This is a genomic window from Advenella mandrilli (assembly GCF_016595155.1).
GTDB classification, from domain to species: Bacteria; Pseudomonadota; Gammaproteobacteria; order Burkholderiales; family Burkholderiaceae_B; genus Advenella; species Advenella mandrilli.
In genome coordinates, this window is the sequence record NZ_JAENGP010000024.1 from 16784 (window position 1) to 30026 (window position 13243).

14 protein-coding genes are annotated in these 13243 nt (G+C 47.0%); 2 read left to right on the forward strand and 12 right to left on the reverse strand.

Going from position 1 to position 13243, the window contains the following annotated elements; all coding sequences use genetic code 11:
- Nucleotides 1-5: 5 nt before the first annotated feature.
- From JHL22_RS15155 to JHL22_RS15200, 11 genes are all read right to left on the reverse strand, one after another.
- Entirely contained in the window at nt 6-677 is a 672-nt protein-coding gene (locus JHL22_RS15155; protein WP_200239316.1) for a TrbJ/VirB5 family protein, read from the reverse strand.
- 128 nt (nt 678-805) lie between these two features.
- On the reverse strand, nt 806-1180 hold the full coding sequence (locus JHL22_RS15160) for a DUF2147 domain-containing protein (RefSeq protein ID WP_200239318.1): 375 nt from the start codon (nt 1178-1180) through the stop codon (nt 806-808).
- Nucleotides 1181-1331: 151 nt separating this feature from the next.
- Complete coding sequence (locus JHL22_RS15165; protein WP_200239320.1) at nt 1332-1643, reverse strand: hypothetical protein; 312 nt, start codon at nt 1641-1643, stop codon at nt 1332-1334.
- A 3-nt stretch (nt 1644-1646) separates the two neighbouring features.
- Nucleotides 1647-1937, reverse strand: a complete 291-nt coding sequence (locus tag JHL22_RS15170) for a hypothetical protein (RefSeq protein ID WP_200239322.1) — start codon at nt 1935-1937, stop codon at nt 1647-1649.
- A gap of 187 nt (nt 1938-2124) precedes the next feature.
- Complete coding sequence (locus JHL22_RS15175) at nt 2125-4548, reverse strand: VirB4 family type IV secretion/conjugal transfer ATPase (protein ID WP_200239323.1); 2424 nt, start codon at nt 4546-4548, stop codon at nt 2125-2127.
- A gap of 11 nt (nt 4549-4559) precedes the next feature.
- Nucleotides 4560-4889 carry a VirB3 family type IV secretion system protein gene (locus JHL22_RS15180; RefSeq protein WP_200239325.1) on the reverse strand — a complete coding sequence of 110 codons (330 nt, stop codon included), beginning with the start codon at nt 4887-4889 and terminating at the stop codon, nt 4560-4562.
- 2 nt (nt 4890-4891) lie between these two features.
- Nucleotides 4892-5215, reverse strand: coding sequence for a TrbC/VirB2 family protein (locus JHL22_RS15185; protein ID WP_200239327.1), 324 nt, complete (start codon nt 5213-5215; stop codon nt 4892-4894).
- Nucleotides 5216-5254: 39 nt separating this feature from the next.
- The gene (locus tag JHL22_RS15190) at nt 5255-5860 is read right to left on the reverse strand and encodes a lytic transglycosylase domain-containing protein (RefSeq protein ID WP_200239329.1); all 606 of its coding nucleotides are present in this window, start codon (nt 5858-5860) and stop codon (nt 5255-5257) included.
- Between the two features lie 2 nt (nt 5861-5862).
- A complete protein-coding gene (locus JHL22_RS15195; protein WP_200239331.1) occupies nt 5863-6543 on the reverse strand; it encodes a TrbM/KikA/MpfK family conjugal transfer protein in 681 nt (226 codons plus the stop codon).
- 213 nt (nt 6544-6756) lie between these two features.
- Nucleotides 6757-7062 carry a plasmid mobilization protein gene (locus JHL22_RS16235; RefSeq protein WP_407926782.1) on the reverse strand — a complete coding sequence of 102 codons (306 nt, stop codon included), beginning with the start codon at nt 7060-7062 and terminating at the stop codon, nt 6757-6759.
- A 174-nt stretch (nt 7063-7236) separates the two neighbouring features.
- Entirely contained in the window at nt 7237-9996 is a 2760-nt protein-coding gene (locus JHL22_RS15200) for an autotransporter domain-containing protein (protein ID WP_200239334.1), read from the reverse strand.
- Between JHL22_RS15200 and JHL22_RS15205 the strand changes: the two genes are divergently transcribed.
- Entirely contained in the window at nt 9976-11775 is a 1800-nt protein-coding gene (locus tag JHL22_RS15205; protein WP_200239337.1) for an autotransporter outer membrane beta-barrel domain-containing protein, read from the forward strand. The genes JHL22_RS15200 and JHL22_RS15205 overlap by 21 nt on opposite strands.
- 155 nt (nt 11776-11930) lie before the next feature.
- Here JHL22_RS15205 and JHL22_RS15210 read toward each other — a convergent pair whose 3' ends face one another.
- A complete protein-coding gene (locus tag JHL22_RS15210; protein ID WP_200239339.1) occupies nt 11931-12566 on the reverse strand; it encodes a carbonic anhydrase in 636 nt (211 codons plus the stop codon).
- A gap of 286 nt (nt 12567-12852) precedes the next feature.
- Here JHL22_RS15210 and JHL22_RS15215 point away from each other — a divergent pair.
- On the forward strand, nt 12853-13243 hold a 391-nt coding region (locus JHL22_RS15215; RefSeq protein ID WP_200239342.1), incomplete at its 3' end, for a Na+/H+ antiporter NhaA.

Genomic DNA, 13243 nt, shown 5'->3' on the forward strand with positions numbered 1-13243 from the left:
CTCGTTTATTGAGTATCGTCAGAAAACCAACCTGAATACACTTTTTCTGCTCTTGCTTCGAGTAGAGATTGTTCTGCCTCCAATTGTTGATTTGCCAGGGTGATTCGGGTTTGGTCGGTTTGGACATTGGCCTGTTCGATGGCAATTCTGGCTTGCAGCTCAGCAATTTCTTTGGGGTTGGTGGTGGTATTGATTTTTGCCTGAAGCTCATCAATCACTTTTAATCGTTTTGTCATCGCGTTATAGGCTTGTTCTGACAATGCTTTTTTGGTGGCGGCAATTTGAATTGATTTGGCTTTCATATCAATTTTGTCCTGAGCAAAATTGACAGGGGCATTAACCGCTTGCGTAATTTTTTGTACCGAGCTGGATAATTCGGCACTTTGTGATTCAAGACGATCCAGCAATGCCGCAGCGTCATTAGGCAGCGCTCCACGGATAGCATCTTGCACGCTGGGGTTACTTATGACATAACCAAAGCCGGACGATTGCGTTAAAGCATCAAGCTGTCGTTTGGTTTGTTCCAATTGTGTTTTTGCGGTTTGCAATTGATCCAGCAGGGCATTAAGCTGCTGGACAGAATTCACATCGAGAGTGGGTATGCCTGATTGTGCTTGTACTTGCCCAGAGACGAATACAGTGACAGCCAGCAGACCATAAATAAATGTTTTTTTCATATTGGATACCTATGCGTAAGCCTTCGCCGTTTTGCGAATGCCGTTAAGGATTGATGTTTTAGGTGAGAAGGGAAGACGTTCAATAACAGATGTGTATTGAACGGATTGGCTGTTAAAAACGAGACTATTTATTTGGTGGGGCTTTGGAAATTTGGGTTATTCCATTTTTGGTCGAGAATCTTAAACTCCTCTTCGTTAATGCGTTGAAAAACAATTGTTTTATTAAGGTCAACATTTTGAAGTTGATTTGTTTTTGAATCGAATTTCAGTTGTAGCGGGTTAGCTGTTTCTATCGTAATAATGCCTGGTGATGTCTCCTTTGCCGGCATGTTATAAAGACCAAGGCGGGCCATATATTCATTGCCATTCGGCTTGATATGCACTGGCATATTGTCATCAAGGTCTTTCCAATACCCCAAAAATGTTTCATTAGGGCCTTGTTTGCAACCGGCCAGCAGGGTGGCACTGGCAACCGCAGCCATTAAAAAATAACGTCGTTTCATTATTGAATTTCCTGTTAGGTGAAAGAGGAAGCTGTCTATGGTAATGGACGAGCGTACCTTTTTTGCGGGAAAGACAGAGAGGCTTTATTTTGAAAATATTTATTTGAAAAACAAATATCTAAGGGAGTGCTTTATTTGGAAAAAAAGCTTTTTATTTAGTCGTGCACCACTGGGATAGCAGACTTGATTTTAATAAATCTGTATTGGTCAGTGGTTTGAAACAGCGCTCTTTGGGTTGTCCTCGTTCCTGATTAAAGCCTAATAAACAATGTGAAGTACCTTGTTCCGTTACAAAAGCTTTGCATCCATAGCAAGTGCGGGTATTTTTTAATCTTATTTCATTTATAAATACTTCTTTAATCCGTTTTGACCAGTCTATATACCGCGCATAGTCGTCTTTAGCTTCTTGACTTTCAGGGTCGTAGTGGTCGTAATGTTGGCACCATTCTTTAAACGTCAACATGGCTCAAAGCTCCATTTCATGGTTGCTTGATGATACTAATTCATGGCTTAGTGTTGGCTTTTCTAGCTGGCTTAACAACTGGCTGGAATGATCGACTAAAGTCGTAAGCTTTTTCTTATCTTCAATAGTTGTATATTGTTGAATATTAATTTTGGCGTTCATCATATTTTCTGAGAGCAAACGTACGTTTTCGTAGGAAGCGTTTTTTTTCATCTCGTTTTCAGACGGAAGCCTGTTTTCAATTATTCGATCAACTTGTTTCCATAATTTAGAGAAATCAGTCTTTATTTCCATTTCAATGTCCTATATTTTTGGTCGTTCGCCACTGGGCAGGGGGTGCAGATGACCTGCTCCCCCTGCTGTTAGCATAACAACTGCGTTTGGTGTCAAGTGTTCGCTTCGCCCTCCAGTCGTGACCGTGTCCTCGCTTTGCTGCGAGCCGCACCACACGACTTTCGGCACTTGACACTGTTTATCGTCTTTAATTTCCAGCCATGTGTCTTTTCACCCGCTCAAAATAAACAGGCAACCAATCTTCAGGGTCATCACCAACTTCAGCAATGGCTTTTTCTGCCACTTCCGCCATATCCGAACTGCCACTAAAGACCATCAGGGCATCTTCACAACCAGACAGGTCCAGCTGGGCAACCGTTACGTTGACGCCTTGCTTAATTACAAATTTTCGGCTTGCCTCACCTAATTCCTTGATTAAGTTGAATTCCGATTCACTTAGGCCGAAGTCATTCATGTAGGTTGATTTTTTGGCCTTTGGATTAGGCAAAAAAATCAGTGTGGCGGACTGTTGAATGAGGGATGGACCTACCGGATTGTTAGCAATAGCTTCCGGTTCTTGCGTACTGAGTGCCATCACCCCGTTTTTTTTTCGAATGGTACGAGCCGCATCTTGCATGTCGGCTTGGAAGTGTTCATCTTTTAATGGGTGCTGGCACTCATCAATCAGATTAATAATTCTGCGGCCATCATGCAGCGCATGGACACGATGCTGTAAATACATCGTGGCAGCAGCTCGAACCTTGTCATCTTCCAGAAATTCAGTCATGTCAAACCCAAAAATCGGGTTATGACCTGCTGGGGTGTCCAGGCTCATTAAATCGACGGGGTTATCAAAGACCCAGCCATATTCACCGCCTTGGCACCAAGGTAACAAACGGGCATGAACGGAAGACTCGCCATTTTCTGTGTATGGGTTAGGTAGCAATGTGGTTAATGTTGAGAGGCCACGGCTTTTTATATCAATTAAGGTGGTCATTTGCTCAACTGCCTGTGATATTTCTTTGCTTTGTGCCGTGGATACCGTTTCTCCTCGCAACTCAGCCAGAAAGGTGATTAGCCGCCTCATAAAAGCCGTGTTTTGGGGGATGGGCTCCATTTGAAAGGGATTCCAGCCGGTGGGCGTACCTAAATTGAATTTGAAGTATTGTCCCCGTAAGGCCAGTACCAGTACCTGCATGCCTTGATCTTTGTCGTAGATCACGGCAGTTGCACCAAATTTTTGAGCTTGTGCGAGTAAGACACCTTGCAATACGGTCTTACCTGTGCCGGACATACCAATAATCATGGTGTTACCTAAACGGCGTTTGCCGGTTTCGTCAACTTCGTGGGTGGACTCATGGTAACTGAAGAAAAAGGGTGATCCGGTATGCGTTTTGAACATGGTGGCCGCTGGCCCCCATGGGTTGCCAGTCGCTTTACCCGTTAACTGGTTATGAAAGCTGGACATGCACAAAAAGTTGTTGCTCGTAATTGGTACTGGCCGTGGTCGCCACCGCCAGTTGCTGGGCAATTGTGCCCAGTACGCTGCTTCCAATGCCTTTTCCAGCGGCTTTGCAATGAAACCCGTCCCAGCTAGTAGTGCAATGGTGTTTGCTATATCACGTCGGAGTTTTTCAGCTTCATCGCCAAAAATCAGCAAAGTGCCGTGATGGTCGCCTAAGCCCAGATTGCCCGCGGTCAAATCTTCTATCACCATGTCCAATTGGCTTAGTTGGTTTGTGGCATCATCGTTTGAGTCTGTCAGCAATTTTTTATGGCGTTTAACCATGCTTTTGGCAGCTGAGCCGGTAAAGCTACCCCAACTTTGCGACAAAATAAATTCATTGGGTGATGATAGCAATTTATCCAGATGACCGGGTTCTGTGTCATCGGCATATTGCCTGATTTCAATCATGCCAAACAGTTGGGTGCTATCAATATTACGTAACTCACCCAGTTCCCCAAACCGTGAAAAAACGGGTCTGGCGGAGGGGAGGGCATCGTATAGATAGCCTTTTGTGAGGGGTACGGACTGTTTTTCACCGGAAAGGAGGTAGGATAAAAACTCAGCAGCTTCGCTAAAGGCGTAGCCCGTTCGATCTACGATACCTAATACTTGTGCATCATAGTTGTGTAGCCCCGCTTTAATGGCTCGAATGGCTGCATTCAAATCTTCTATTGATTCATCTTGCCAGGCTTTTAACATTTTGGCATTTGCTTTTTCCAAGGAGGTTGTTTTGCCCAGGATCGGATCATGAACGGGGTGTATCAAAATGGTCAAATATAATTCATTGACCATCAGTGAGTTTTTATCGAACGTTGCCCGGTAATCATTATCGAATTTACGGGCAAAAACCTGTGGGAATTCGCTTTCAGGATATTCTTTTACCCGTCGCCTGATGATATGTGAATAAAGTCCCAGTTTTCCAAAAGGAAGACCACGTAATACGTTGTGTAAGGCTTCAATCCATTCAAATTTTTCAGCCTTGTCCGCTGCGTCGGGTGATCGTCCTCCCACTTTGAGCACGGCCAGGTATTCTTTGTTTTCGCACGCAATGATGTTATCAGTTACGTGATGCGAGTACGGAACGTATCTTGATACCCAACGTTCCTTGAGTTTTAAGGCGCTCATTTTTAATCCTGTTAATTGCGCCAAGGTCGTTGGCGTGGATAAGATACCGGTGAATAGCTGGAACCATTCCACCATTTTTTATTTCGGTTTCTGAAGCGGGTTGTCAGTTCAAGCCCCCAGATGTCAAAGGCTCGATCGTCAGTTTTTGTGATGATGGCCATGGCGGGTAATAAAACAAGTAAGGACAGCCAAATCCATAAACCAAAGATCATGGCAGAAAATCCAACGATCATGATGGTGCCAATAAACCAAACCGTTGGTATCCCCATATAGGTGGCTTTTCTGCCGAGTCCTTTGAAGACTGGGTAATGATAGGGATTTTTTTTTGTATCCTCTGACATTGCTATTTCCAGAGCAACGTGACAATTTCAGCAATAGAACCAGCTAACAAAACACCGATTCCCCAACGGACTGCATCGTCTTTTCGCATGATTTCGGCCGCGTATAATATGGCGATGATGACCCCAATAATTACGGCGGCGATCGGTAAAATAATATATAGGTTATCTTTAAGCGTTGTTAGTGCTGTTTCCGTTTTTTTTAGGCCACCTGCTGCTTGAGCAAAAGCAATTGAAGGTGTTACGGAAGCTATCGCCAAGGCATTGGCTATACGTTTAAATTTGCTTTGAGAAAGTTGGGCAAAAAAAGCTTTAATACTACGTTTCATTATTTGTAGTTCCTTTTAAAACTAAATGTATGAATGAAATTAATGATCTGCCAAACGAAAGCCGTCTGTTGTCCGGTTAATACTGAAACCATCGTTTGAGCTTTTTGATTTGGGGTCTTTAGTGGTTTTGGTGACTTGCACCGGATTTTTTGGGGTTTTGCCTGTACCGGCCTTGATGGCCGGTATTTTTATACCTGCCTGCGCCATGACTTTATTGACATAGCCGTTTTCAAAACCCCGCTCAAAATTGCCGGTGTTGTAGCAAGAAAGGGCTGCTTGTAATGACTTTTGCTGATCTTGATGTTGCTTTAATGCTCGGCTATAACAGTCAGACAAGACCGTTTGAGCAGCTCTTAAATTGGTGCAAGGGTCAAATACGGTTTCGGTGTTTAAACCCAGCCAGTGCCAGTTTCGGACGTTTATCTGACCTAATCCTGCATCAAAATCAATGCCTTTCTTAATGAGTTCATTGGCAATGTCTGTGGCCTCGGTCAGGGTAGTGGGTTGTGTTGTTAGCCGCTTTCCCTTGTTAATACCTATTGCAAAGACATTGGCTGCTGATTCGTGCTTCACCAAAGCGGATATGGTGTTTATATGCACGTTGGGCGCACAGCTTGCGGCTAGTAATGTAAATTCTGCCAGCATGGTTACCGGCTATCGTATCTATTGTTAGATGCGTTCCCGCTTGTGGGGGACTCCCATGCGTATTCCCACTGTTTGGCCCATTGTCCGTTATGGTCCGCTTCCCATTTGGCCTGTGCCGCCTCGTATTCACTGGCTTTAATCCAGTATCCGCCTTTTATCGGTGTACCTACGTATTTGAGGGATAAGTCATATGTCCAATCGTGATTGACGTAAGCGATACAATAAGCCGGTAGTTTGTTTTCTGTGACGGTTTTGATCTTCGTTATGTTTGAATATTCATACTCGTTATCAGAAGTGAAACGTGCTCGTCGTTTTTGGTATCTGTAGCTGGTTCCAGCATATGCCCTATTTAAGTAGTCTGGATCACATTTTCCTGCCCCTCGCGATATGGCATCAATCCGTTCTGAGAGTCCAGGCGCTGTGCTGCTGGGACACATACCTAAAAAAGCGCGTCTTGCATCAATAGTTGCAGGCCAGTCTAGGCTCCCCTTCGTATATTTTTTAATGTCAAAATACTGGTTTAATGATGGGTTGCACTCACCTGGCCGTAAAGAGCTGGATAAGCATAAGATTGCTTCGCAAGCCCGGCCCTCAGTCCCATCAAGGACGCTGGCTGATTGAGCATTTGCTGATAATGACACGCAGCACAAAGCCAGCGTGCCTGCTATTGCAGGTAGCTTCATTTGTTCCCCTACTATTGATTGGTAAATTAGAAAGTTTTGAAACCTAGTGAATTCAGCTGCTGTTGAACCTGGGTGATCTGGTCTTAAAGAGCTGGATAAGCATAAGATTGCATTAGCAAGCTAGAGCTTCAGTGTCTATCAAAATGGCAGATGATTGTGCATTTTCTGAAAACAGCAGGGCTTCATCGGTACCCCTACTATATATTGATAAAATCAGACGCTTTTGAAGCCTATTTCACTCATTTTTGAATGAGCTTGGGTGATTTGATCGTTGCTTAAGGTGCTACGTAAAAGAAATAGTATTTCCAAAATAGCATTTTCAGATTTTTGGGAACGTTGTAGAGAGTCGACTATTTCACGAAGTTGGTTTAATTCTGATTGTAGCGAGTCAGCAGAAATCAATAAGCGACGTATATATTCAGAAAGTTTAATGCCAGATAGGATCGACGCTTCGGTCAATTTTTGGTATTGACTCGGTGTAACCCGAATCCTGATTAGTTCTGATAGAGGTTCATGCATTGAATGCTCTCTGTGAATCAGGCAGGGATTCGAATTCGGGGGTTCGAATCCCCCCCAACCCGCCAAGGTTCTAAAAAGCGCATTATTGTAAATGTGCCGTGAAGCATAAAACTTCCATTTAGAAGACTTATGCTTTATTTCCCGATCTGCGACATTATGCCTTGGGCTGTCTGTTTAGAACCTCACCTTCAGATATAACGATCCTGCGTTGCTGGTGTTACCACCGCCGAACTCACCACTGTAGTTTAAGCCAATGCTCGCGTTTTTATGCACATCGACCTCGCCATTCAGCCCTAACTGCAGGCTGTTGCGGCTGATTGGGGCACCATTAACGGTAAAGCGTGCCTCACGCAGCTGATCAAACTGCAGGGTGCGCGTAGGGGTCACATCCCCTTCCGCATGACGCCATCCTATCGATGCTGAGACACGCGCAGTGCTCTCATTGTTTAGCGCAAACTCCGAATAGCTACGCAGGCCCAGGTTAAAGCTTGTCACATCATTTGTTTGGCGTTTCCCATGTAAAGCCGCTTCGCCACCAGACTCGGTAAAACTGCCACTACGTTGTTGTGTCCAATCCAGCCGGGCAAAAGGTTGGAGCGCCGTACTTGTGCTCACCGGCATGGCATAACCTAATTCGGTATATGCCTGTACTTGTTGGCTGTGGTAGGAGGCACTTAACGATTGTGGCTTACCCACAGTAATACCATTGCGTTTCATATCTATATCGTGATGTGTCCAGGCAGCAGAAGAGCGCCAGTTCAGCATATGACCATTTGATAACGCCCACTGTGTGCCCCCGTAAACGGCCAGGGTATAGCTCTCGGTCTTGGCATGGCTTTGACGATCATGCACCCGTACTTTGCCATCGTGATAACCAAACGCTGCCCCAACATGCCCGTCGGTGCCAATGCGCGCATCACCGCCAATAAACAGTCCATTGGTGGTGTTGCGTACATCGGTCGTGCCACTACGACCGTTTAGGTCTGTCCACTGACGTTGTACGCTGAGCCACATCGGATATTGCGATTCAGAAAACCCTGTAAATAAGGTGTCCATGCGATGACTTGCCGCATTTGTCCAGAGCTTGCTTTGCGTCAACAGTGCTGACTCTACGCTGGCATAGGCTTCACCACTTAGCTGATCCATTTTTGCGCCAAACCCAGTGCCTTGACCATTTAATAACTCGTCATAAATGGTCGACAATCCTGTCGAATGCTGATTGGATAAGCGATCTAAGGCATTGGCAACAGCCGTCTGATTATGCCCAGAGGTGAAGTCCGAGAACGCTACGCTATTGCGCTGTACATTAAACGATAAGCCCGATGCCGATGCGGTCGCCCGAGGCGTTAAAAACAATAGTGACGAGTCAAACACAAGTCCTTGATTGGCGACTGTTCCGCCCGCTTCAAGGAAGTCATAAGTGATGCCTTGACGAAACACCTCACCTTGCAAGGCCACCACTGCACCGGATTGGAAGGTTGTATTACCCGTGACGCTCAAAACATCCACACGATTGTTGTTATCAACCTCGATCGCCAAAGTCGAACCCGGGGCCGCCGTGTAGTTACCATTCACCGTCAAGGTACCAATAGAGTTGCCTGGTGCAACTGTTCCCTTATTGAGCACCGAGCCTGTCGTACCCGCTCCCTCTAACACACCTTGCGTATTGACTGTCGTCATTACGCCTGAGGCAATCGTGCCATCAACGCGCAATACCCCTGCGTTTACTATATGATCACCCGTATTCTGCATACCCGTAATGCGTAATGTACCACCATCTACGGTGGTCGTGCCCTGGTACGTATTGCTACCGCTTAAGGTCAATGATCCTGCGCCCGTCTTACGTAACGAGCCTTTTTGGTCAAGAAAATCGGGGTCTGTGGACAGGTCACTAATATCATTTGAAAACGTCGCGTTATACCCTTGGGTGTCGACATCAAACATCGATACAAAGGCCGCAGGACCACGTACCGCTTTACCGGCGTTTAATAGCCCCCACCCAAATCGATCATCTAAACGATAGCCATCAGAGGGGGTTAAGTCGGTCGCGGTGGTTAACAATGACTGCTGCAGGTGATAGGCGGTAAAGAAAGGAAAAGCCTCTTTAACTAAAGCTGCCACACCTGTCGCATGGGGGGCTGCCATTGAAGTGCCTGGCATCTTGACATAGCCCCCGGCACTATGCACCGAATTAATGCCGACATAATCATCGGCATTGCTCCCCGGTGCAGCTAAACACCAGGTTTTAGCCAAGCCGCAGGCATTGGAATACCAAGCTAGATTAGGCGTGCTACTCTCTAGATCCGCATTAACCGCCGTAACGGCGAGCCAATTAGGCTGCAGCTCTGGATATAACAAAGGCATCCCGGCAAAAAAATCGGGATTAGGTTGTCTTTCGTTGCCCGTTGCAAACACCATCAAGGTGCCGACTTTTTGTAGGTTGTGTAAGGAGTCAATAATATTTGGAAACAACGTTTTTGCATCAAAGTAATGCGTGGCCTCTGGCAAGAAATCAGCCACATTACAGGGCATTGAGCCATCACTGGCAGCCCCGTTACTACAATGGTTCACACCAAGGCTATTATTGATCACTGCGAGGTGCTGTTTTGCCATGTAGTTCCACGCGTTCGAGAAGATGAGATCAGTTATTGCAGCAAACTTCTGATAATCGTCATCGTCATCGTCATCGTCATCGTCATCGTCATCGTCATCGTCATCGTCATCGTCATCGTCATCGTCATCAAGAGTACCTAGTCCGTAACGAGCAACGAATAACTTCGAATTAAAGGCAACACCATGCATACCCACACCATCGCGATTAGCCGCGATAATGCCACTTACATGCGAGCCATGGCCCATCGGAATTTCATCCGTACCACTTTCTTGTGTAATTGCCTGTACTAAATTAATGTGATGCAAGGCGCGCAAATTCAAGGCAATATCCGCTCTGATTACGCGCAAGTGGATGACAATGGAAACCCAAGGCTGACACGCATAAGTTTTGGCCTACGGCCAGATGCGAACGGTCGTGCAACCGGTTTACCCGATGCAGGTTTTCGCTGGCGTTATGATGGCAATATCCAGGGTATTGACAATATTGTGCTGGAGCCCACGGGTGGCATAACCGTTCTGAATGGCCAACATGAAATTTATGGCGTAACCATAGCGCCCGAAGCCACGTTGGGAGGAAATGGCCGCTATACCCTTAAGCCAGGCGGCCGTTTTGTCAATGATGGTGTTCTGTCGCCCGGGAATTCCATTGGTCGTGTTGATATTGTTGGCAACTATCAACAAGGGAACGACGGTATTTTGATTATGGAGACCAATGGCGCCCAAGAACACGATGTCTTGGCAGTTCAAGGTCAGGCAGCGTTGGATGGAATGTTGTTCCTGATGCCTCAGGAGCGTGAGTGGTATGGCCAAAACTGGCACTTGCGCTCTACTGATCTTATCCAGGCAGAATCAATCGACGGGGATTTTAAAGGTCTTTTCGTCGGGCTGAACTCACCAACACTTTCGGTCAGTACGGCGGCTTTGGACGGTACCCGCGGATTTGAGGTCCGTATTGCCCGTCAAGAAAATGCGTACAGCCGCTATGCGGCCAATGATAATGCGACAGGGGCTGGTCGTGCCCTGTATAGGCTGGCCTCTGTTGCCAATGCCGATACCCGCTCCCTGTTAACGACCCTGGATTTTTCCGCCAATGATGGCAGTGTCATTACAAAGGCACTTAATCAACTCACGCCTTCCGCCTATAGTGCCATGTTTGCCAGTTCGTTAAGCCGCGAACAGCAGGTGGGCGGTATTGTTTCCAGCCGTGCCTCCCGGTATTACTCGGGAGAGACACGGTTTGATGGCTGGACAGGCTTTGCCACACCTTTTGGAGGGGGTGTATGGCAAGATGAACGAGGGTCCATGGTCGGTTCCAGCGGTTCAAATTATGGGGTTTTGTTTGGCGCGGAAAAATACAGTGAGAACAATCCTTCCTGGGTCTTTGGTGCCTATGGCGCGGTTAGCGGTCAGTCTGTTGATGTTGACGATCCCTACAAAGCCAAGGGCACGTCTACGGCTTTCAATCTTGGCTTGCATGCCCGTTTTGCTCCAGATGAAAAAGCGGGGTTGTATGCATTTGGTCAGGTGCAGCTGGGTGTTGAAGATGCAAAACTGAAACGTTATATCAATTTTGACGGTTATTCTGCCAAACACACTGCCGACTGGACTGGCTGGAGCGGTTCATTGACAGCCGGAGGGGGGTATCGCTGGGCCTTGTCCGAGACCGTTAGTGCAGGCCCGCTGGTGTCGCTGGCTTATACACACTTGTCCCGCCCCGATATGACAGAGTCTGGCCCGCTTGCTACGCGTCTGGATATCAGCTCAAGCCGTTTCAACTCGCTTGTCTCCAGAATGGGGTTCAGTGTGGGAGTAGACTTGCCACTGAAGAACGAGGCCGATTTGCGGGCTGACCTGCAGGTAAGCTGGGACCATGAATGGCAGGATCGGGATTCAATCCTTGATGTGCATTTTGACGGCTATCCCCAGGCAGGATTTAGCAACAGGAATCAGGTTAGGGGACGTGATGCGCTGGGTTTGCAGGCGGGGCTGGTTTACCAGGCAAGACAGAATCTTTCGATTGGGGCCAATATTTACAGCCAGTTTTTCCGTACGGGACAAAATTCGGTGGCGGGTAACGTGTCGGTAAATTGGCAATTCTGAACGGGGCGAATTATTTCATTGCAAATGCCCAAGCAATAAGTTCACGCCAGCAAGCCAGGTAGTGCCAGGCGTTGCCACTTTTCTGAAAACAGCTACGTTTAAAACGTTAAGCTGTTTGATATTGGCGGCAGCCCCGGCACTGGCCTGTGAAGGGCCTATTCGGTGTGGGCGCTGAAGTCGCCCGTGATCGGGTCGCGTACAAACAACAAGCCTGTGGCAATGCCAAAGTACGCGCCATGCAGGGTCAGCTCGCCCGATTGCACCCGTTCGCGTACAGCCGGAAAGGTCATGAGGTTGTTCAGGCTGTACTCCACCACCGCCCATTCAAGCTGGCGTATCCAGTGTTGACGGTCACCTTGTGGTGGTCCCAGTTTATCAGCCACCGGGGCAATCTGGGACATCCACTTTCCAATGAAATCACGCTGGGACAGCGGTGCTGCCTTGTTGGCATAGGCCGCAATGCCCCCACAGCTGGCATGGCCCAGCACAACAATGTGCTTAACCTTCAGGGCATTAACCGCGAATTCAACGGCGGCACTGGTGCCATGGAAAGATGTTTCAACATCTGACTCACAGGGGGGGATCAGGTTGGCAATATTGCGAATCACAAATATTTCACCTGGACCGGCATCAAAAATGGTTTCTGGCGCAACTCTTGAATCGCCACAACCAATAATCATGATCTCAGGATGTTGCCCGTCTTCTTCAAGTTTTTTATAACGGGCATGTTCTCGTTCAAGTCGGCCATTCAGGAAGGAAGCATAGCCTTCGGAAAGTTTTTTGGGAAACATAATGATATTTTGCTTTTGTGCTTTTGGATAAGGAAATTAATTTTATCATTGATCAGATTAATCTCTTTTTTGTCGCAGGGGCGAATACATAAATTCTCAGGTGTTGATTTTTTCTGGCTGCATGGGAATAAGCAAACAGCTTATCAACAGGGTGTTAGCCAACCCTGTTGTTGGCTTGTGCCTAATCATTCTTTCAGGTAGAATTTTTGGCGGGTGTTATCACTGCAGTGTCGCAGTGAAACAGGTTAATGCGTTGGTCGGGCCGCCACGCGGAGTATACATACTTATGAACCAACACCCGTCACGGCAGCCTTTGCCGCGTGCGCAAATTTTGGCTGAACGCGCTTTTTCAACACTGGACCGTTTTCTTCATATTGAAGCGGTGAGCGGTATTGTTTTGCTGGTGGCAGCCGCCATTGCATTAATCTGGGCCAATTCCTCTTTTTCGGCCAGTTATCACGATCTTTGGCACACGCCATTTTCCATTGGCATTGGCACCTATGTGTTTTCGCAATCATTGCATTTTTGGATTAACGATGCGCTCATGACCGTTTTTTTTCTGGTGGTCGGGATGGAAATCCGCCGGGAAATTCATGAAGGGGCCTTATCCAATTTCAGGCTTGCCGCATTGCCACTGGCTGCCGCCATGGGGGGTGTCGTTGCACCGGCCCTGATAT

Coding starts and splice junctions, on each gene's coding strand:
- JHL22_RS15155 (WP_200239316.1), bottom strand. CDS start 677: ATGAAAAAAACATTTATTTATGGTCTGCTGGCTGTCACTGTATTCGTC.
- JHL22_RS15160 (WP_200239318.1), bottom strand. CDS start 1,180: ATGAAACGACGTTATTTTTTAATGGCTGCGGTTGCCAGTGCCACCCTG.
- JHL22_RS15165 (WP_200239320.1), bottom strand. CDS start 1,643: ATGTTGACGTTTAAAGAATGGTGCCAACATTACGACCACTACGACCCT.
- JHL22_RS15170 (WP_200239322.1), bottom strand. CDS start 1,937: ATGGAAATAAAGACTGATTTCTCTAAATTATGGAAACAAGTTGATCGA.
- JHL22_RS15175 (WP_200239323.1), bottom strand. CDS start 4,548: ATGAGCGCCTTAAAACTCAAGGAACGTTGGGTATCAAGATACGTTCCG.
- JHL22_RS15180 (WP_200239325.1), bottom strand. CDS start 4,889: ATGTCAGAGGATACAAAAAAAAATCCCTATCATTACCCAGTCTTCAAA.
- JHL22_RS15185 (WP_200239327.1), bottom strand. CDS start 5,215: ATGAAACGTAGTATTAAAGCTTTTTTTGCCCAACTTTCTCAAAGCAAA.
- JHL22_RS15190 (WP_200239329.1), bottom strand. CDS start 5,860: ATGCTGGCAGAATTTACATTACTAGCCGCAAGCTGTGCGCCCAACGTG.
- JHL22_RS15195 (WP_200239331.1), bottom strand. CDS start 6,543: ATGAAGCTACCTGCAATAGCAGGCACGCTGGCTTTGTGCTGCGTGTCA.
- JHL22_RS16235 (WP_407926782.1), bottom strand. CDS start 7,062: ATGCATGAACCTCTATCAGAACTAATCAGGATTCGGGTTACACCGAGT.
- JHL22_RS15205 (WP_200239337.1), top strand. CDS start 9,976: ATGCAAGGCGCGCAAATTCAAGGCAATATCCGCTCTGATTACGCGCAA.
- JHL22_RS15210 (WP_200239339.1), bottom strand. CDS start 12,566: ATGTTTCCCAAAAAACTTTCCGAAGGCTATGCTTCCTTCCTGAATGGC.